Genomic DNA, 17,736 nt, shown 5'->3' with positions numbered 1-17,736 from the left:
CGCATGGCCACCTCAGTCGCAGTCGCCAAACCGAAACGCGGGGGCCGCTGGTCGCCGTGGTTGTTCGCCCTGCCCGCCCTGGCGGTCTACGTCGCGTTCCTGGTGTACCCGGCGTTGTCGTCACTGTGGTTCAGCCTGACCAACTGGGACGGCCTGAGCGCGACGTACAAGTTCGTCGGGCTGGACAACTACTTCAAGCTGCCGCAGGACCCGGTGGTCGTCACCGCGGTGAAGAACAACCTGATCTGGACCGTGGTCACGATCGCCGTACCGACCGTGATCGGGCTGCTGCTGGCGATCGCGCTGAACGGCAAGGTGCACGGCAAGCCGATCCTGCGGCTGATCTTCTACACGCCCGCGGTGCTGCCGCTCGTGTCCATCGCGAGCATCTGGGGCTGGCTGTACAACCCGCAGTACGGCGCGATCAACTCGTTCTTGCGGCTGATCGGGTTGGACGGGCTGGCGCAGGCGTGGCTCGGGCAGGACTCGACCGCGCTGTGGGCCGTGATGGTGCCGGCGATCTGGCTGCGCACCGGGTTCCCGATGCTGCTCTATCTGGCCGCGCTGCAGGGCATCCCGAACGAGCTGTACGAGGCCGCGACCGTCGACGGCGCGACGAAGTGGCAGCAGTTCTGGCACGTGACGATGCCGAGCCTGCGGCCGGCGCACTACATCGTGCTGGCGCTGTCGCTGATCGACTCGTTCAAGGTCTTCGACATGATCTACGCGATGACGTACGGCGGTCCCGGGACGTCGACGCAGGTGATGGGGACGTGGATGTACTTCAACGTCTTCCAGTACTACCAAGCCGGCTACGGCACCGCGATCGCCGTCGTGATCACGCTGGTAGCGATCGCGGTAGGCATCCCGTACGTCCGCTCCCAGACGAGGGAGGCCTCATGACCACCATCGCCCCGGCCCAGGTGACCGCGCCGGCTCGGGCCGCCGCCACCGAACCGATCAGTTCCGGTCCCAAGGGGCGTCGCGGCCTGGTGATGACTCTTGTCCTGGCAGTGATAGCGCTCTTCTGGATCTCACCGCTGGCACTGCTGGTGATCACCGCGATACGCCCGCTGTCCGACTTCATCGGCAACGGACCATTGTCCTGGCCCGATCAGCTCACGTGGTCCAACTTCAAGGACGCGTGGGGCATCGGCAATTTCGCCACGACGTACAAGAACAGCGCGATCCTGGCCGCGATCAAGGTGCCGCTCGGCGTGCTGGTGTCGGCGATGCTCGGGTTCGCGCTGGCCAAGCTGCGGATGAAGTTCCGCCGGACGGTGATGTTCTCGGTGTTCCTCGGGCTGACGATCCCGATCTACATCACGATCGTGCCGGTCTTCATCATGATGCGGCAGGCCGGTGCGACCGACAGCATCTTCGGGCTGATCGGGCCGTACCTGGCCTTCGGCATCCCGTTCGAGGTGCTGGTGCTGCAGTCGTTCTTCCGGCAGCTCCCGGACGAGATCATCGAGGCCGCCCGGGTGGACGGCGCCGGTGACTGGCGGGTGTTCTTCACGATCATCCTGCCGCTGTCGGTGCCGGCCCTCGTCACAGTGGCGATCCTGGACGCGGTCGCGACCTGGAACGAGTTCCTGTTCGCGCTGATCCTGCTGAACTCCGACGCGCACAAGACCATCCCGGTCGGGCTGCTGAACTTCCAGGGCCAGTTCGCCAACAACAACACCGGCCTCGCGGCAGGCATCCTGATCGCCGTCGTGCCGATCCTGATCGCTTACACCCTCCTTCAGCGCTGGATCGTCGGCGGCCTCACCGCCGGCTCGCTGAAGGGCTGACACCGCCCCACACCGCCCCATGACAAGGAGAATCGAAACCATGACAGACATGCCGGTCTTCGGCGCGGGTATCTGGCACTTCGCCACCTACAAGGACCGTTACGCCACCGACGGGTACGGCGAGCCCGTCGGGCTGCTGGAGCAGATCGACCGGGCCGGTGCCGTCGGCGACCTGTCCGTCGTCGATCTGAACTGGCCGTTCGCCGGGTACGACGGCACGCTCGACGAGGTCAAGGCCGCGCTGCAGCGGAACAACCTGAAGGCGATCGCGATCACGCCGGAGATCTACACCAAGGACTTCGTCAAGGGGTCGTTCACGAACCCGGACCCGAAGGTCCGTCAGCAGGCGCTGGAGCTGTTGCACCAGGCAACCGAGCTGGCCAAGGACCTGGGCTGCTCGTACGTGAAGCTGTGGCCGGGCCAGGACGGCTGGGACTACCCGTTCCAGGTGAACTACCACGACATCTGGAACCTGGCGCTGGACGGGCTCAAGGAGCTGGTGTCGGCGCATCCCGACATCAACTTCGTGATCGAGTACAAGCCGCGTGAGCCGCGGGTGAAGATCATCTTCCCGAACGTCGCGCGCACGCTGCTCGGCATCGAGAAGATCGGCCTGCCGAACCTCGGCATCCTGCTTGACTTCGGCCACTCGCTGTACGGCCAGGAGACGCCGGCCGACGCGGCGCAGCTGGCGATCGACTACGGCCGGCTGTTCGCGATCGACGTCAACGACAACCTGCGCGGCTGGGACGACGACATGGTGGTCGGCTCGGTGCACCTGGTCGAGACGTTCGAGTTCTTCCACACGCTGCGCCGGAACAACTGGGACGGCGTCTGGCAGCTCGACCAGTTCCCGTTCCGCGAGGACAGCGTGCAGGCCGCGAAGCAGGCGATCACCTTCCTGAAGGCGGTGCACCACGCGCTCGACGTCCTGGACGAGGAGGCGCTGGCGGCGGCGCAGGCGTCCCACGACGCCCTCGCGGCGCAGAAGCTGGTCCAGAAGGTCCTGCTGAGTTCGATGGCGGAGATCGTATGACGCTGACAGTCGAGCACGCGACACTGCCGGTCCTCGGACGGCTGCCGATCCACAGCAGCCGCGCCGAGCAGATCGTGCACATCGCCGAGGCCGCCAAGCAGATCCGGATCCAGGACCTGAAGCTGGTCCACCACGCCGGCGCCGGGCACATCGGCGGTGACTTCTCCGCCATCGACATCCTGGCCACGCTGTACGGCGCCGTGCTCGACATCTCGCCCGACGCGGTCGACGACCCGGAGCGGGACCGCTTCATCCTCAGCAAGGGCCATGTCGCCGGGGCGCTCTACACGACGCTCGCGGCGTTCGGGTTCCTCCCGGTCGCGGAGCTGGCGACCTTCCTCAAGCCGCTGTCCGCGCTGAACGGGCACCCGAACCGGAACAAGGTCGCCGGCGTCGAGGCGAACACCGGCCCGCTCGGGCACGGCCTGCCGGTCGCGGTCGGTCATGCCCTGTCGGCCAAGCTCGACGTCTCGCTGCGGCGGACGTACGTCCTGGTCGGCGACGGCGAGCTGCAGGAGGGGTCGAACTGGGAGGCGATGATGGCGGCCTCGCAGTACCAGCTGGACCGGCTGACCGTGATCGTCGACCGGAACCGGCTGCAGCAGGGCGCGACCACCAAGGAGACCAACGACCTCGACCCGCTGCCGGAGAAGGCGGCCGCGTTCGGGTTCGCGGTGGTCGAGGTGAACGGCCACGACCACGGCGAGCTGCTCGACGTGCTGTCCGCCGTACCGTTCCGCCCGGGCAAGCCGACCTTCGTGATCGCCCACACGCACAAGGGCCACCCGATCTCGTTCATGAGCAACAACGTCGCCTGGCACCACCGGGTGCCGGACGCGGCGGAGTTCCAGCAGGCGCTGACCGAGCTGGAGGCTGTTGTTCCCGGATTTGCCAAGGAGCCGGCATGACCGCCGTACAGACCCCTTCGATCGCCGACCAGCCCCGCTACGACTGCCGGGACGCGTACGTCGAGACGCTCGCGGAGCTCGCCGAGGCCGATCACCGGATCGTGGGTGTGGTCAACGACTCCGTCGGGTCGAGCAAGCTGAACAGCTTCCGCAAGGCGTTCCCGGACCGGCTGATCAACGTCGGCATCGCCGAGCAGGACATGGTCGGGGTCGCGTCCGGGCTGGCCAACGGCGGCCGGATCCCGTTCGTGTCGGCGGCGTCCTGCTTTCTCACCGGGCGTGCGCTCGAGCAGATCAAGGCCGACGTCGCGTATTCGAACACCAACGTGAAGCTGTGCGGGATGAGCCCGGGCGTCGCGTACGGCGAGCTCGGCCCGACACACCACTCGATCGAGGACATCGCCTGGCTGCGCGCGATCGACGGCCTGCGGATCATCGTGCCGGCGGATCCGGTCGAGACCGCGGCCGCGCTGCGCTGGGCGGCTGCCGCGCCCGGGCCGGTGTTCATCCGGGTCAGCCGGATGAGCGTGCCGAAGGTGTACGCCGACGACTACGAGTTCCGGCTCGGCAAGGCGATCACGGTCCGCGAAGGCAACGACGTCACCGTGATCAGCAACGGGACCGTGCTGTGGCGGGCGCTGGCCGCCGCGGAACGGCTCGCCGCCGAAGGGATCTCGGCCCGGGTGCTGTCGATGCCGACGGTGAAACCGCTGGACGTCGACGCCGTGGTCGCGGCCGCGCGGGAGACGGCCGGCATCGTGACCGCCGAGGAAGCAGTGCCGGGCGGCGGGCTCGGCGGTGCGGTCGCGGAGACCGTCGTCCAGCACCACCCGGCCCGGGTGTCGATCCTGGGCATCGGCGAGTTCGCGCCGACGGGGTCGGCCGGCTACCTGCTCGACCGGTACGGCCTGTCCGCGGACGGCATCGCCGACGCCGCCCGCCAACTGCTCCGATGACTCCCGCTTGCGTCCGAAGAACCGGCGACACCTCTCCCCACTTCTTCGGACGTAAGGGGTTTCAGCCGAGGTGGGTGATGAGGGCGGCGATCGAGATCATCGCGAAGCCATGAGCGTCGGCGAAACCGCGCAGGTCGGCGCCGGTCATCAGGGTGCCGTCGTCGTTCATCAGCTCGCCGATCACGCCGACCGGCGGCAGTCCGGCCAGCCGGACGAGTTCGACGGTGGCCTCGGTGTGACCGGGCCGCTGCCGGACTCCGCCGTCGACGGCACGCAACGGCAGGATGTGGCCGGGCCGGATCAGGTCCGGGCGCTGCGCCGAGGGATCGGCCAGCACGCGGACGGTCCGCGCCCGGTCCGCGGCGGAGATGCCGGTGCCGACGCCGGTCGCCGCGTCGACGGACACGGTGTACGCCGTCCGCAGGCTGTCCTGGTTGTCCGGCACCATCAGCGGCAACTCGAGCCGGTCCAGGATCTCCGGCGCGGCGGGCGCGCAGACGTAGCCGCTGCTGTGGCGGACGAGCAGGGCCATCAACTCGGGGGTCGCGAGGCTCGCGGCGAAGGTCAGGTCGCCCTCGTTCTCGCGGTCCTCGTCGTCGACGACCACCACGGGTCGCCCGACGGCGATCTCGGCGACGGCGCGCTCGATGGTGTCCAGGCTGGTGACGGTGTTCACGGTCGTTGTCCTCTCGGCAGTGCACGCAGAGCACTCCGGGGGCAACGACAAGCCCACGCCCCCGTTTCCGAGGACGTGCGACTGCCACGTGCGTCTTCCCATCCGGACTTTCACCGTCGGTCCTGGAGTTCCACCAGGTCAACCGCTCCTCCTCGCGGAGTCACGGGTCGCGGACTGTCACCGCCGGCTCGGAATTTCACCGACCCCAGAGCACGTGTGTTCTCTCGACCATCAGCTTAACGGCAACCAGCACCCCAGGAGTGTCATGTCCATCTCATCCGTCTGGCGAGAGATCGAACTGCCGGCTACCGGTGACTGGGTCGATTTCGAGCACGAGTCCGGGTTGCGCCTCCGGCGCCCGACCTTCCGGGACGGCACCGACCAGGTCCGCTCCGCGGACGCCGGTGGGGGAGGCCATGGGGCGAATGCGGACGCCCGGGAGGTCGGCGGTGAGGCCGGCGGTGAGGCCGGCGGTGAGGCTGGCGGCGGGCAGGCCGATGGCCGGGAAGCCAGCGGTGGGGAGGCCGGCGGTGGGGAGGCGGGCGGCCGGGAGGCGCGCTCCGCGCGTGGTGGTCGGGGCCGGAAGGTTCGGTTTGCGGCGCCGCTGCCCGGCCGCTGGCGGTGGGCGGTCGGCGGCGGGTCCGCGGTTCCGCCCGAGGGCGGGGAGTTCGATGTGGAGCCCGAGGGCGGGGAGTTTGACGTGGCTACCGCACCTGCCGGCGAGAGCAATCCGTTCTATCGCCATGGGTTCTGGCGGATGTCGCCTGGCGGGCGCAGTCTCGTGCATGCGGACGGGACGCCGGCGCTGCTGGTGGCCGACACCGCCTGGGCGCTGCCCTGGCGCGCCACCCCGGAGCAAGTACGTGAGTACGCCGCGGACCGGCAGTCCAAGGGTTTCAACGCGGTCCTGCTGATGACTGTGCAGCCGGACATGCGTGCGATCGGCCCTCGCGACCGCACCCAGGACGAAGGCTTCGACGTCGGCTTCGAGGACCTGCCCGACGGTCACCTACGGCAGCTGAACGCCGAGTACTTCCAGTACCTCGACAACCTCCTTGACATCCTCGTCGAGCACGGCATCGTCCCGGTCCTGCAGCCCGTCTTCCAGGGGTTCGGCTGGAAAGGCCTCGACGTGGCCGGCACCGTGGTGCCAGAGCAGGAGTACGCCGCCTACTGCCGCTACCTCGTCGCGCGGTACGGCGCCCGGCCGGCGATCTACCTGGTCGGCGGCGACGGCTCCGGAGCCGAGCCGCAGACCGCGGCGGGCGGCGCCGAGGTACACGCGGTCGACTGCTACGAGCAGCCCACCGGCATCCACTACCGCCCGCACATCCGCGCCGACGCCCACCAGGACGCCGAGTGGCTCGACTTCCAGTGGTGCCAGACCGGCCACACCGGCGAGCACGTCCCGGAGCGGGTCGCCGACATGTGGCGGAACCGCCCGATCAAGGCGGTCGCGAACGGCGAACCGACGTACGAGCACACCGGCCGGACCGGTGTGGCCGAGGGCTGGTGGCAGGGCCACGAGGCGTGGAGCAACCTGTGCGCGGGCGGGACGATGGGCGTCGTCTACGGCGCGGGCAGTCTGTGGCAGTGGCGGCTGCACGGCGAGGAGCCGGGGCACTCCGAGTTCTTCCTCGCCCCTGGTGCCGGCTGGCGGGACGCGATCGGCTTCGAGGGGTCGACGTACGTCGGGATGCTCGGCAAGATCCTCGACGGGCTGCCGACGACCGACATGGCGCCGGACTGGACCCGGGTGATCTCGGGCCGCGCCCTGAGCACCGCCGACGGCGGCCTGATCGTGTACCGCGAGAACGGCGGCCCGGTGATGGTGTTCGACGACACGGTCCCGCTGAACTACACGATCGTCGACCCGCGCGACGGCTCGGTCGTCGCGACCGGCCGGCGGGACACGCCGGGAAGTCCACTGCCTGACGCCGGTGGCGCACCGCGGGTCTACATCTGCCTATAGTCCAGGTTGATCGTCTCGAAGGGAGCGCCGTGAACAGCAACCGTGGTGTCCGCCGGCCCGGGCTGGACGAGCTGCGGCTGCTCGCGAAGGTGGCCCGGATGTACCACGAGAAGGGCATCCGGCAGCCGCAGATCGCCGCCGAGCTGAACCTGTCCCAGGCGCGCGTCTCCCGGATGCTGAAACAGGCCGTCGAGGTCGGCATCGTGCACACCGTGGTGACCATGCCGAGCGGCGTGCACAGCGACCTCGAGGACGAGCTGCAGGGCCGGTACGGGCTGCGGGACGCCGTGGTCGTCGACACCCTCGGCGTGGGCGACGACGTGCTGCCGGCGCTCGGTTCGGGCGCGGCGGCGTACCTGGACATGACGCTGACCGGCGGGCACGTGGTCGGTATCTCGTCGTGGAGCGAGACGCTGATCAGCGCCGTCGACCGGATGCCGCGCAAGAGCGTTCCGGTGGTGGACAAGGTGGTCCAGATCGTCGGCGGGCTGGGCGACGCCGCGGTGCAGATGCAGGCCACCCGGCTGACCGCGCGGTTCGCCGAGCTGACCGGTGGGATGCCGGTCTACCTGCCTGCTCCCGGGCTGGTCGGGACGCCCGCCGTCCGCCGGGCGATGATGAACGATGTGTCGGTTCGGGACGTTCTGGGCACGTGGGGACAGCTCACCGACGCCCTGGTCGGGATCGGCAGCCTCGAGCCTTCGCCGCTGCTGCAGCGCAGCGGCAACGCGGTCGCGGAGGCCGACCAGGACGAGCTGCGCCGGCTCGGTGCCGTCGGGGACGTGTGTTTCCGGTTCTTCGACGAAGAGGGAAAGCTCGTGCGTTCGACGTTCGACCAACGCGTCATCGGGGTGACCGCGAAGGAGCTGCTGGCGGTGCCGCGCCGGATCGGCGTGGCCGGCGGCGACCGCAAGTACTCCGCGATCCGCGCCGCCCTGCTCGGCGGCTGGGTCAATATCCTGATCACCGACCTCTCGATGGCGCACCGTCTTCTCGATGGAGCCTGACGAGCAGCGGGAGGTCTACGCGACCATCGACCTGGCGTTGCGGGTCGGTGAGGTGTTGCTGTCCAGCGGCGCCGGTACGGCGGACGCGACCGCGACGATCCTCGGCGTCACCGCGGCCGGCGGGCTGCGCGGGTGCGAGGTCGACATCACGTTCACGTCGATGGCCGTCTCGTACCAGGCCGCGCCCGACGTCGCGCCGGAGACGCACATCCGGCTGGTCCGGTACCGGTCGCAGGACTTCTCCCGGCTGACCGAGGTCGACCAGCTGGTACGGCGGTTCGCCCGCGGCGACCTGACCCGCGAGGAGGCGTCGCGGGAGCTCGCCCGGATCACGTCCGCCGGTCCGCCGTACCCGCGCTGGAGTGCGGTGCTCGCCTGGGGTGTGATGGCCGGCGGCGCAACGCTACTGCTCGGCGGCGGCTGGCTGATCACGCTGGTCGCGGTGCTGACCGCGATCGTGATCGACCTGAACAACCGGTGGTTCTCCCGGCAGCGGCTGCCCGCGTTCTACCAGCAGGTCGCCGGCGCGTTCGTGGCGACCGCCGTCGCGCTGATCCTGTACGCCGTGCACGCACCGGTGAAACCGTCCCTGGTCGTTGCTGCGGGCATCATCATGCTGCTGGCCGGGATCGCGCTCACCGGTGCCGTCCAGGACGCCATCACCGGGTACTACGTGACCGCCGCGGCCCGCAGCCTCGAGGCGATGCTGCTCACCGGCGGGATCATCGCCGGTGTCTCGCTCGGCCTCGCGCTCGGGCTGAGGTTCGGTCTGCACGTCGGCATCGAACCGCAGACGATCCAGCTGGCGAACCTTCCGATCATGGTGATCTCGGGCGCGGTGATGGCGGTCGCCTTCGCCTACGCGACGTACGCGCCGCTGCGGGCGTTGCTGCCCGTCGCCCTGATGGGCGCCCTCGCCTCGCTGGTGTTCACGCTGATGACGCGCGCGTCCTTCGGCCCGGCGTGGTCCACGGCCGCGGCCGCGTTCGTCGTCGGTCTGGGCGGGTACTCGAGCGGCCGGCGCACCGGCGTACCGCCGCTGGTCGTGGTCGTCGCCGGATCGATCCCGTTGCTGCCCGGGCTGACGATCTACAAGGGCCTGTACGAGCTGATGGGTGTCGGCCAACTGATCGGCATCGTCAGCCTCACCACCGCGGTCGCGATCGGCGTCGCGCTCGCCTCGGGCCTGATCCTCGGCGAGTACGTCGCCCAGCCGATCCGCCGCGAGGCCCGCCGCCTCGAGGACCGCCTGGCCGGGCCCCGCCTCGTCGGCCCGCGCCGCCCGATCCGCCGCCAGACCGGCCGCACAACCCGCCGCCGACGCCGCGCCGCCTAGTGGACTTCCGCCGCCAAAGGTCCACTTTGTGTCCCCACCGCACATTTCAGCCGACGCGAAACGGTCGGTGGGCGCACAAGGTGGTCGACGACACCCGGCGGGCGGCGCCGCCCGCCGGTTCTCGGCGCGTTTCGCGCCGCAGGGTGACCATCGTGTCGACGGCACGTTAGAGTTACCGACGGGAAACATCGGCGAGGAGGATCGACGTGGCACTGGGTAGGACGTCCCCACGGGACCTGCCGCTGTTCGCGGATCTGTCCGGGCGTGACATCCGGGACATCTTCCGCGCCGGCGAAGAGGTCTCGGTACCGGCCGGCTGGTCGCTGATCCTGGAGCAGACACCGCCGGACGCGGCGTACCTGATCCTCAGCGGGACGGCGGCGGTCCGCGAGAAGGGCGAGGAGATCGCCGAGCTCGGCCCGGGCGACATCGCCGGCGAGGTCGCGGTCCGGAAGAACACGTTGCGAACGGCAACCGTCACGGCGAAGTCGCGGCTGCAGCTGCTGCACTTCACCCGGGAGAAGTTCGACGACCTCACCCGCCGGCTGCCCGCGTTCCGGGACGCCATCGACGCCACCATCGCCGAGCGCCGCGGTGGCCGCTGACCCTGGAACACCGGATCTGGCCGGACTGACCCGGGAGTTCGAGCGGACGCTGCTCGGTGGCGAGCGGAAGTTCACCCGGATCGAGGTGTCCGAGCGGGCCGGGATCTCGACCCAGCGCGCCGAGCGGATGTGGCACGCGCTCGGGTTCGCGACCGTGCCGGACGACGAGGTCGCCTTCACCGACGACGACGTCGAGGCGTTACGGCTGGTCGCGGCGCTGGAGGACGACGGGTTCATCGAGCCCGAGATGGAGTCCTCGCTGGCCCGCAAACTCGGGCAGACGCAGTCCCGGCTGGCGTCGTGGCAGTCGGCGATGTTCCTGGAGTTCCTCGGCGGGTCCAAACTGTCCGCGGACGAGGCGATCGAGGTCGCGGGCCTGTTGCTGCCGGCCATGGAACGCCTGCAGACGTACGTCTGGCGCCGGCACCTCGCCGCGGCCGCCGGGCGCGCGGTGGCCGGCTCGGACGAGCTGGCCCGCGGCGTCCGGGCGGTCGGCTTCGCGGACATCGTCAGCTACACCCGCCTGGCCCGGCGGTTGGACGAGGCGGAGCTGGGCGAGCTGATCGAGCGGTTCGAGGGGACGGCGGCGGACGTGGTCGCGCTGAACGGCGGCCGGGTGATCAAGTCGATCGGCGACGAGGTGCTGTTCGTGACCGACACCGCCGCGCAGGGAGCCGCGGTCGCGCTGGCGCTGCAGGACGCGGTGACGGCGTACGCGGATCTTCCCGAGCTGCGGATCGGGCTCGCGTACGGCACGATCCTGATCCGGCTCGGCGACGTGTACGGCGAGGTGGTCAACCTGGCCGCCCGGCTCACCACCGAATGCAAACCCGGCCGGGTCCTCGCCGACCGTGAACTCGCCGCGGCCCTCGACGGCCACCCGTCGTACGCCATCCACCGCCTGCGTCGCGTCGCCGTGCGCGGCTACCGCCATCTGGTCCCGTACGCCATCCAGCGCGCCGGTTGAGCGGCAGCTCGACAGTACGTATACGCCCACTGCGGCCGATCGGCGCGCCGCGCACGCCTGCTGGACGCGCCTGTCGCCGGACACCTCCTGTCGAGCTGCCGTCCGTGACATACGGTTCGGGGTGTGCGGGAGATCAGGACGCCGGCTGAGCTGCAGCTGGTTGGCGGGGGCGACCCGATTGTTGGGTGGGCGGCTCAAGGGTTGGCCGCCGGGGTGCGTGCTTGGCGTGCGGGGGCAGCGGTAGCGGTCGCGTCACCGGATGTGTCGAAGCACGACCGGCTGGCGGTGGTCGGGCCGGTCAAGGACGCGGTGCGGCTGACGACCGGCGTGCTGGCCGAGGCCGGTCCGTCATACCGGCCGTTCGGGGACGAGGAGCTGATCCGCGAACTTGCGGCGCGGGTGCCGGGGCTGACGTTCTCGGCAGCCTTCGGGTGGATGGACGCCGAGGTGATCCCGGACGTCACCACGACGGCTGCCTGGATCGACGGGGATACCGGCGTCGAAGAGCTGCTGACACTCGCCTCGCCCACGTCGTACGCGTGGCCGGGGCATCCCGGCGTACGGCGTTGGGCGGCACTGACTGGTGAGCGTGGCGAGCTGCTGAGTATCGCCGCGGACGCGTGGAGCGCACCCGAGGTCGGCTTCCTCGCCGGCGTCGCGACGCATCCTATTGCCCGCGGCAAGGGACTGTCGCGCCAGGTCTGCGGATTCACGACCGCCGAACTGGTGAAACGCCACGGCCGAGCGGCGCTGATGGTGGACGCGAGCAACGCCGCCGCGATCGCCGTCTACCACCGCCTCGGCTACAGCTACCGCCGCGTCGCGGCAGCGTCGGTCACCTCGTCGGTTTGACGGTGAGGGTGACGCCGGGGGTCGGTGTGCCGGAGGGCTTGGCAGTGGTGGGCGTCGCCGGGGCCGGGGGTGGGGCGAAGGGGGCCTTCGTCGAGTCCTTGCAGTTGTCGGACGTGACGTTGCCGTTCTCGTCGGCGACGACGACGGCCTGCGGGAACAGGTTGCTGGTGGAGTCGCGGGACACCTGGCCGTAGCTGGCCGCGCAGTCCTGCAGCTCCAGAGTGATCGGGCTGCCGTTCTGGTCGTACAGCCGCACCGACACCTGCTTGCCCTGGGCATCGAACGGGTAGATGTTCGAGACCGGGGTGCCGTTCACCGTGATGCCGTTCTCCGGCGGGTAGCGCGTGCTGGTGCCGCGGTAGTCGTTGTAGTTGTTGAGGAACCCGAACGACGCACCGGCATACGCCGCGGCCAGGAAGGCCGGGACCGCGACCGCCGCGACGACGTTGAGCGGTACGACGTACCACAGCCAGCGCCGGTCCTGCTGGGTCCGGCGACCGATCCACACCGACACCGCGGCGCCGGCGAAGGCGCCGACCACGGTCACCGACAGGGCGCCGAACAACGCGAAGAATCCGCCCGCGCCGATCATGCCCCGCACGACCCACCAGACCGGCTGGCCGATCGTCACCAGCTCGTGCCGGACGTTCGGCGGGATCTGGTCGATCCAGCCGCGGATCGCCGCCTCGCCGCGGGTGCCGCGCGGGGTGTCCAGGACGATCCGCGGGTCGTTGCCGTGCAGCGCCCGCAGACCGAGCGTCGCCGCCACGAACAGGACACCGAGCCCGAGCAGCCCGAAGAACGTCGTCTCGTCGCGCGACCACGCGAAGATGCTGACCGCAACGAAGAACGGGCCGACCGTGCAGGCGATCAGGCCCCAGTGCAGCGCCCGCCGGCCGGCGGCGAGCTCGTCCTGGTTCACCGGCTCGGTGCGGGCTGGATAGCCGGCCGCGGTTCGCAGCTCGTCGGCGTACTGCCGGGGCGTCCCCAGGCGGGCCTGCAGGTCGGCGAAGGACGGCTGGTCACCGAGCTCGGCCGCCACCTCGGTGAGGTGATCGGTGACGTCGTGGAGCACGTCCTCGAGCTCACCCGGCGGCAGGTCGTCGAGTTCGGCCCGCACCTGCGTCAGGTAGCTCGCGACCGCTCCGGTCAGGGTGCTGTTCACGCGGCCTCCTTCTCCAGCAGCAGCACCGACATCGTGTCGGCGAAGTGGTTCCAGGTCTTCGTGGACTGTTCGAGCAGCTCGCGCCCGGTCTTGTTCAGCCCGTAGTACTTGCGGTGCGGGCCTTCCTCGCTCGGCTGCACGTACGACGTCAGCGCGCCGGCCTGGAACAGCCGGCGGAGCGTCCCGTACACGGAGGCGTCCGCGACGTCCTCGAGTCCCGCCGCGCGCAGGCGGCGCAGTACGTCGTACCCATAGCCGTCGGCGTCTCGCAGCACGGCGAGCACGGCGAGATCCAGTACGCCTTTGAGCAGTTGGCTCGTGTCCATGGCGGCCTCCTCCGGTGTTCCGCGGAGAAGACTACTACACATTGCGGAGTACTCCGGTTGGGAGACTGGGCGACTCCGCAATTTCGATCAAGTCGGCGCCGGGCGGCTGGGGCACAGTGGTGGACATGGCGGACGTGTTCGAGAAGTTCGTGGCGGTGGTCGCGGCCGGTCTTCGGGAAGCCGACGACCCGCTCGACGGCGCCGGCCTGGCGGGCCGCGTGCATCTGTCGCGGTTCCACTTCGACCGGGTGATCGGTGCGGTGGCGGGCGAGTCGCCGTTCGCGTTCCGGCGGCGGGTGCTGCTCGAACGCGCGGCGTACCGGCTGCTGACCGAGCCGGTCGCCGTACTCGATGTCGCGGTCGAGGCCGGGTACGGGTCGCACGAGGCGTTCACGCGTGCGTTCGCCAGGGCGTACGGAATGTCGCCACGGGAGTGGCGGCGGGAAGCGTCGCGGGTCTTCTTCCTCGCGGCGCCGAGTGGAGTGCATTTCCAGCCGCCGGCCGGTCTTCGGCTGCCGGCCCGTAGAAAGGTGAGAGGCATGGACGTACTTGTCAGGATGGTAGAGCACCACGTGTGGCTGACCGGAGAGCTGATCGAACGCGGCGCCCGGCTGGACGCCGCGACCCTGGACCGCCCCATCGAGTTGTCCGTCGAAGGGATCGACGACGACATCTCGATCCGCTACCTCCTGGACCGCCTGGTCTGGCAGGAGGAGATGTGGCTGGCGTCCGTCGAGGACCGCCCGTTCCAGGTCCCGGAGTGCGGCCGCGAGGTCGTCACCCCGATCCCCGAACTCCGCACCCGGCACGCCGACGCCGGCGCCCGCTTCGTGGCCCTCGTCAACCAACTCAACGAAGAAGGCCGCTTCGACGAGTCCTTCGTCGACACCACCTGCGAACCACCCCGGGTCTTCACCTACGGCGGAATGGTCGCCCACGTCCTGACCTTCGCCGCCCACCGCCGATCCCTCCTGGTAGGCGCCTTCTACACCGCCGGCATCACCGACCTCAACGCCGGCGACCCGATGCACTTCGTAGCTGAAGGCAACTAATCCGTCGAGTCGTGAGAATTGGCTGACGCGCGCAGCCGATATTCACGACTCGGCGTCGGAGGTGGGGACCAATCGCCACGACTCGGCGGTCTGGGGCAGTGGGAGCGGGTTAGGCGGCGAGGAGGGGGTGGCGTCGGGCGCGGAGGTCCTCGGAGACCCGGGCCACGACGGTGTGCGGAATCTGCAGGATGTCGTAGGCGGTGACGACCCGGATCCGCCAGCCTTCGCGTTCGAGGTTCTCGCGGCGGCGGATGTCCAGCCGCCACTGACGCGCATCCACCAGGTGGTGCTTCCCGTCGTACTCGATCCCCAGTTTCGAGTGGGGGTAGGTAAGGTCCGGTTCGGCCAGCCAGCCGCCGGCGGAGTCGGTGACCACGTAGCCGGTCTCCGGCTCGGGCAGGCCACCGAAGACGAGCAGCAGCCGGAGCCGCGATTCCATCGGAGAATCGACGCCTGAGCGGACCAGGGCCGCTGCTTCCCGAGCACGTCGGGCGCCCCGGACTCCGATCGCCGCGAGGGCTGTCTCGACCAGGTCGTTCGGCTCCGCGTCGGAGTGCCGGACGAGGGAATCTCCTGCGCAGACCAGTCCGGTCAGATCGCAGTACGGTGAAAGGTCGACGAACGTCCGCTCGGGCGAGGTCAGCGGCAGTCCGGCACGCAGCGCGCGGTCGAGTCGCTGTACTTCGTGAACGCGCAGCCCGCGCACCCGTGGAAGGGTTCGCCGCGGATCGCGTCGGACGGTCACGTGGACGATCTCGGCGGCGCGATCGTCGGCGCTCCACAGGCTCAGCGCGGTGTCGTGACTCACGACTGCACCGGGCGTCAGCATCAACGCTGCCTCGGCCTGCAACCGGGACGTGAGAGCGACCGTTGCGTCGACGTACACAGGACCCAGCACCTGTCGGTACCGCGGGCCGCGGAGCACGCCGCGCGAGATACCCGCCGCCCGCGCATCCGCCACCGTGAACAACACACCACCATCATCGCGGGATCCCCTGTCCCACGCTTTCACTTGTCCACAGCACCGCCGAGTCGTGGCGATTGGCTTCGATCACCTTCGTCGAGTCGTGGATTCTGGCTGATCTGCACAGCCGATCTCCACGACTCGGCGGGAGACGAGGGTCAGTTCTTGGGGTCGTGGAGGTTGGGGCGTTGGGTGGGGGTGGTGATTTCGACCTGGATCGACTGGGGTTTGGTGGGGGCCGTCAGGTGGCCTGAGGAGACCGGGATGTTGAGTTTGCTGGCTGCTACGTCGATGTCAATGGTGGCGCCGGTGTCGTTGGGGCTGGTCCACTCGGTGTCGGACAGGGTGATGGCCAGTCCGAGGATGCGGCCCTTGGGGATGATCTGGTCCTGGGCGCGGAGGGGGACCGTGACAGTGGTCCACTGGCCGGGCTTCAGGGGGGTCGGCTTCGTGAGGGACTTGCTGTGCGCGGCGTCGATCCAGCCGCGGCTGACGATGCCGTGGTCGCTCTGTGCGGTGAGCTTCTCGACGGTGTAGTAGCAGCTGTCGTCGTAGTCGGTGCTCGATCCCTCACAGGTGCTGTCGTCGGTACGGCGGATGCCGGTGTACCGCTGGGCCTCGCCGTACTCGATGAGGCGCGCGGTCACCGGCGTCGTTGACGAGTCGGACTTCAGCCGGAGCGTGACCGACGGCGTCCCGCTGACCCGCAGCGGTGCCGCGAGCGGCGCGGACAGGAACATCTGACGGCCCGCGATCACCTGCGTCGGGTCCGCGACGATGTCGTCCTCGGTGAGCTCGGGGTCGTCGGTGATCGTCACCGAACCCTTGCCCGCGGCGCCTAGTTTGCCGGGCGCCAGCGGCACCGGCGTCGGCCGGTTCACGGCCGGCCACGTCCGGTAGTCGCGCCACACGTCCGGCGTCGTCTCGACCGAGACCATCGGCTCCTTCATCACGCCGTTCTGCAGGCCCTGCAGCCAGTAGTCGAACCACTTGTGCAGCTCGTCGACCCACTCGTCGCGGCGGAACTCGAACGGGTCCACATGGTCCTCGAGCCCGAGCCACAGCTTGCGCGGCACGTTGTTGCGCGACAGCGCCGACCACCACTGCGAGAAGTGGTTCGTCTGCACGTTGTAGTCGCTGAGTCCGTGGGTGATGAAGACCGACGCCTTCACCTTCGAGGCGTTCTCGGTGTAGTCGCGCTCGGCCCAGAACGACGTGTAGTCGCCGGTCTCGTCGTCGTCGTTGTCACCGAGCTCGCCGCGGACCTCGTCACACGCGGCGCTGTCGTGCCCGACGTATCCAGCCAGCCAGGGCATGTAGTCGTCCGAGTACGGTACGCCGCCGGAGCGGGTGTAGTCGTACCAGGACGAGATCGCCGAGATCGGCACGATCGTCTTCAGGCCCGGTACGCCTGTGGCCGCGACGCCGTTCGCGAGCGTCCCGTCGTACGACTTGCCGATCATCCCGACCGCGCCGGTGGTCCAGGACGCCAACACCTTTTGCCCGTTCGCGGTGTGCGCGGTGTTGCGGCCGTTCAGCCAGTCGATCACGTCGACGACCGACTGGATCTCGTCGCGGCCGCCGACGTCACCGCAGCCGGTGGAGCGGCCGGTGCCGACGATGTCCACGCCGACCATCGCGTAGCCGCGCGGGACGAAGTAGTTGTCGTAGAACAACGGCATCTTCCGGATCACGCCGTCGCCGTCGTAAGTCTTCTTCTCGCTCTCGTTGCCGCGTCCGCAGCAGGAGTAGTACGGCGAGGCGTCCATGATGACCGGGATCTTCACGCCGGTGAGCGCGGTCTCGCTCGGCCGGACGATGTCCACCGCGATCTCGTCGTTCTCGCCGTCGGAGTCGGTGTCCGTCGTGGTGTCGACGTACACCGACTCGCGGATCGCGTTCGCGTAGTCGTAGACCGGCTCGGTGCTCTTGGTGCGCGTGTCGATGTGCTGCGGCACACTGGGAGCAGCAGCCGGGGCCGGCGTACCGGGCCCGTCCGGGAGCGGCGCAGCGACGGCCGGACCGACGACGGCCGACAGGCTGAGCACGGCGGACGAGACCAGGATCGTCACCCGGGCGCGGACGGTCCTCATGGCTGGGAAGGCTAGTCACTCGCGG

17 protein-coding genes and 1 riboswitch are annotated in these 17,736 nt (G+C 69.6%); of the genes, 12 read left to right on the top strand and 5 right to left on the bottom strand.

The genetic code is table 11. The features are described 5' to 3' along the window. Positions 1-3: 3 nt before the first annotated feature. Genes ACWEOO_RS14435 through ACWEOO_RS14415 form a run of 5 tightly spaced genes read left to right on the top strand, consistent with a single transcriptional unit; the run spans position 4 to position 4,696 of the window. Positions 4-903, top strand: a complete 900-nt coding sequence (locus tag ACWEOO_RS14435) for a carbohydrate ABC transporter permease (RefSeq protein WP_359940073.1) — start codon at positions 4-6, stop codon at positions 901-903. Next, positions 900-1,796, top strand: coding sequence for a carbohydrate ABC transporter permease (locus ACWEOO_RS14430; RefSeq protein ID WP_452143344.1), 897 nt, complete (start codon positions 900-902; stop codon positions 1,794-1,796). The genes ACWEOO_RS14435 and ACWEOO_RS14430 overlap by 4 nt, the downstream gene beginning before the upstream one ends. A 40-nt stretch (positions 1,797-1,836) precedes the next feature. Next, positions 1,837-2,832 (top strand): sugar phosphate isomerase/epimerase family protein, encoded by a 996-nt coding sequence (locus ACWEOO_RS14425; RefSeq protein WP_359940070.1) that lies wholly within the window; start codon positions 1,837-1,839, stop codon positions 2,830-2,832. Beyond that, positions 2,829-3,740 carry a transketolase gene (locus ACWEOO_RS14420; protein ID WP_363707294.1) on the top strand — a complete coding sequence of 304 codons (912 nt, stop codon included), beginning with the start codon at positions 2,829-2,831 and terminating at the stop codon, positions 3,738-3,740. The genes ACWEOO_RS14425 and ACWEOO_RS14420 overlap by 4 nt, the downstream gene beginning before the upstream one ends. After that, a complete protein-coding gene (locus tag ACWEOO_RS14415) occupies positions 3,737-4,696 on the top strand; it encodes a transketolase family protein (protein WP_452143343.1) in 960 nt (319 codons plus the stop codon). Before ACWEOO_RS14420 ends, ACWEOO_RS14415 begins: the two co-directional genes overlap by 4 nt. A 61-nt stretch (positions 4,697-4,757) precedes the next feature. Here the strand turns inward: ACWEOO_RS14415 and ribB are convergent, their stop codons facing one another. Next, positions 4,758-5,372: a 3,4-dihydroxy-2-butanone-4-phosphate synthase gene (gene ribB / locus ACWEOO_RS14410; protein WP_452143342.1), complete on the bottom strand. Its 615-nt coding sequence runs from the start codon at positions 5,370-5,372 to the stop codon at positions 4,758-4,760. Between the two features lie 84 nt (positions 5,373-5,456). Continuing rightward, positions 5,457-5,590, bottom strand: a riboswitch (FMN riboswitch). A 47-nt stretch (positions 5,591-5,637) separates the two neighbouring features. On the opposite strand from ribB, the gene ACWEOO_RS14405 reads away from it, so the two are divergent. From ACWEOO_RS14405 to ACWEOO_RS14380, 6 genes are all read left to right on the top strand, one after another. After that, positions 5,638-7,344 carry an apiosidase-like domain-containing protein gene (locus ACWEOO_RS14405; RefSeq protein WP_452143341.1) on the top strand — a complete coding sequence of 569 codons (1,707 nt, stop codon included), beginning with the start codon at positions 5,638-5,640 and terminating at the stop codon, positions 7,342-7,344. Positions 7,345-7,373: 29 nt separating this feature from the next. Then, positions 7,374-8,351, top strand: coding sequence for a sugar-binding transcriptional regulator (locus tag ACWEOO_RS14400; protein ID WP_452143340.1), 978 nt, complete (start codon positions 7,374-7,376; stop codon positions 8,349-8,351). Next, on the top strand, positions 8,341-9,687 hold the full coding sequence (locus ACWEOO_RS14395) for a threonine/serine exporter family protein (protein ID WP_359940052.1): 1,347 nt from the start codon (positions 8,341-8,343) through the stop codon (positions 9,685-9,687). Before ACWEOO_RS14400 ends, ACWEOO_RS14395 begins: the two co-directional genes overlap by 11 nt. A gap of 206 nt (positions 9,688-9,893) precedes the next feature. Beyond that, the gene (locus tag ACWEOO_RS14390; protein ID WP_359940043.1) at positions 9,894-10,292 is read left to right on the top strand and encodes a cyclic nucleotide-binding domain-containing protein; all 399 of its coding nucleotides are present in this window, start codon (positions 9,894-9,896) and stop codon (positions 10,290-10,292) included. Next, on the top strand, positions 10,282-11,259 hold the full coding sequence (locus tag ACWEOO_RS14385) for an adenylate/guanylate cyclase domain-containing protein (protein ID WP_452143339.1): 978 nt from the start codon (positions 10,282-10,284) through the stop codon (positions 11,257-11,259). The genes ACWEOO_RS14390 and ACWEOO_RS14385 overlap by 11 nt, the downstream gene beginning before the upstream one ends. A 261-nt stretch (positions 11,260-11,520) precedes the next feature. Beyond that, entirely contained in the window at positions 11,521-12,111 is a 591-nt protein-coding gene (locus ACWEOO_RS14380; protein ID WP_452143338.1) for a GNAT family N-acetyltransferase, read from the top strand. Here the strand turns inward: ACWEOO_RS14380 and ACWEOO_RS14375 are convergent. Beyond that, entirely contained in the window at positions 12,095-13,276 is a 1,182-nt protein-coding gene (locus ACWEOO_RS14375; protein WP_452143337.1) for an HAAS signaling domain-containing protein, read from the bottom strand. The two genes, ACWEOO_RS14380 and ACWEOO_RS14375, sit on opposite strands and share 17 nt — an antisense overlap. Then, complete coding sequence (locus ACWEOO_RS14370) at positions 13,273-13,602, bottom strand: PadR family transcriptional regulator (RefSeq protein ID WP_355692988.1); 330 nt, start codon at positions 13,600-13,602, stop codon at positions 13,273-13,275. The genes ACWEOO_RS14375 and ACWEOO_RS14370 overlap by 4 nt, the downstream gene beginning before the upstream one ends. 125 nt (positions 13,603-13,727) lie before the next feature. On the opposite strand from ACWEOO_RS14370, the gene ACWEOO_RS14365 reads away from it, so the two are divergent. Further along, positions 13,728-14,654, top strand: coding sequence for a helix-turn-helix domain-containing protein (locus tag ACWEOO_RS14365; RefSeq protein WP_452143336.1), 927 nt, complete (start codon positions 13,728-13,730; stop codon positions 14,652-14,654). A gap of 109 nt (positions 14,655-14,763) precedes the next feature. Here ACWEOO_RS14365 and ACWEOO_RS14360 read toward each other — a convergent pair whose 3' ends face one another. Both ACWEOO_RS14360 and ACWEOO_RS14355 read right to left on the bottom strand, forming a co-directional pair. After that, positions 14,764-15,627 carry a hypothetical protein gene (locus tag ACWEOO_RS14360; RefSeq protein ID WP_452143335.1) on the bottom strand — a complete coding sequence of 288 codons (864 nt, stop codon included), beginning with the start codon at positions 15,625-15,627 and terminating at the stop codon, positions 14,764-14,766. A gap of 149 nt (positions 15,628-15,776) precedes the next feature. Further along, positions 15,777-17,711: a Xaa-Pro dipeptidyl-peptidase gene (locus tag ACWEOO_RS14355; RefSeq protein ID WP_452143334.1), complete on the bottom strand. Its 1,935-nt coding sequence runs from the start codon at positions 17,709-17,711 to the stop codon at positions 15,777-15,779. Positions 17,712-17,736: the final 25 nt, after the last annotated feature.

Source organism: Kribbella sp. NPDC004138, from assembly GCF_053603655.1.
The sequence above is the reverse complement of the archived record's forward strand: the minus strand, read 5'-3'. Positions and strand labels throughout refer to the sequence as shown.

What these genes read in the sequence shown, in the direction of transcription:
- ACWEOO_RS14435 (WP_359940073.1), top strand. Translation starts at nt 4, where the DNA reads ATGGCCACCTCAGTCGCAGTCGCCAAACCGAAACGCGGGGGCCGCTGG.
- ACWEOO_RS14430 (WP_452143344.1), top strand. Translation starts at nt 900, where the DNA reads ATGACCACCATCGCCCCGGCCCAGGTGACCGCGCCGGCTCGGGCCGCC.
- ACWEOO_RS14425 (WP_359940070.1), top strand. Translation starts at nt 1,837, where the DNA reads ATGACAGACATGCCGGTCTTCGGCGCGGGTATCTGGCACTTCGCCACC.
- ACWEOO_RS14420 (WP_363707294.1), top strand. Translation starts at nt 2,829, where the DNA reads ATGACGCTGACAGTCGAGCACGCGACACTGCCGGTCCTCGGACGGCTG.
- ACWEOO_RS14415 (WP_452143343.1), top strand. Translation starts at nt 3,737, where the DNA reads ATGACCGCCGTACAGACCCCTTCGATCGCCGACCAGCCCCGCTACGAC.
- ACWEOO_RS14405 (WP_452143341.1), top strand. Translation starts at nt 5,638, where the DNA reads ATGTCCATCTCATCCGTCTGGCGAGAGATCGAACTGCCGGCTACCGGT.
- ACWEOO_RS14395 (WP_359940052.1), top strand. Translation starts at nt 8,341, where the DNA reads ATGGAGCCTGACGAGCAGCGGGAGGTCTACGCGACCATCGACCTGGCG.
- ACWEOO_RS14370 (WP_355692988.1), bottom strand. Translation starts at nt 13,602, where the DNA reads ATGGACACGAGCCAACTGCTCAAAGGCGTACTGGATCTCGCCGTGCTC.
- ACWEOO_RS14365 (WP_452143336.1), top strand. Translation starts at nt 13,728, where the DNA reads ATGGCGGACGTGTTCGAGAAGTTCGTGGCGGTGGTCGCGGCCGGTCTT.
- ACWEOO_RS14355 (WP_452143334.1), bottom strand. Translation starts at nt 17,711, where the DNA reads ATGAGGACCGTCCGCGCCCGGGTGACGATCCTGGTCTCGTCCGCCGTG.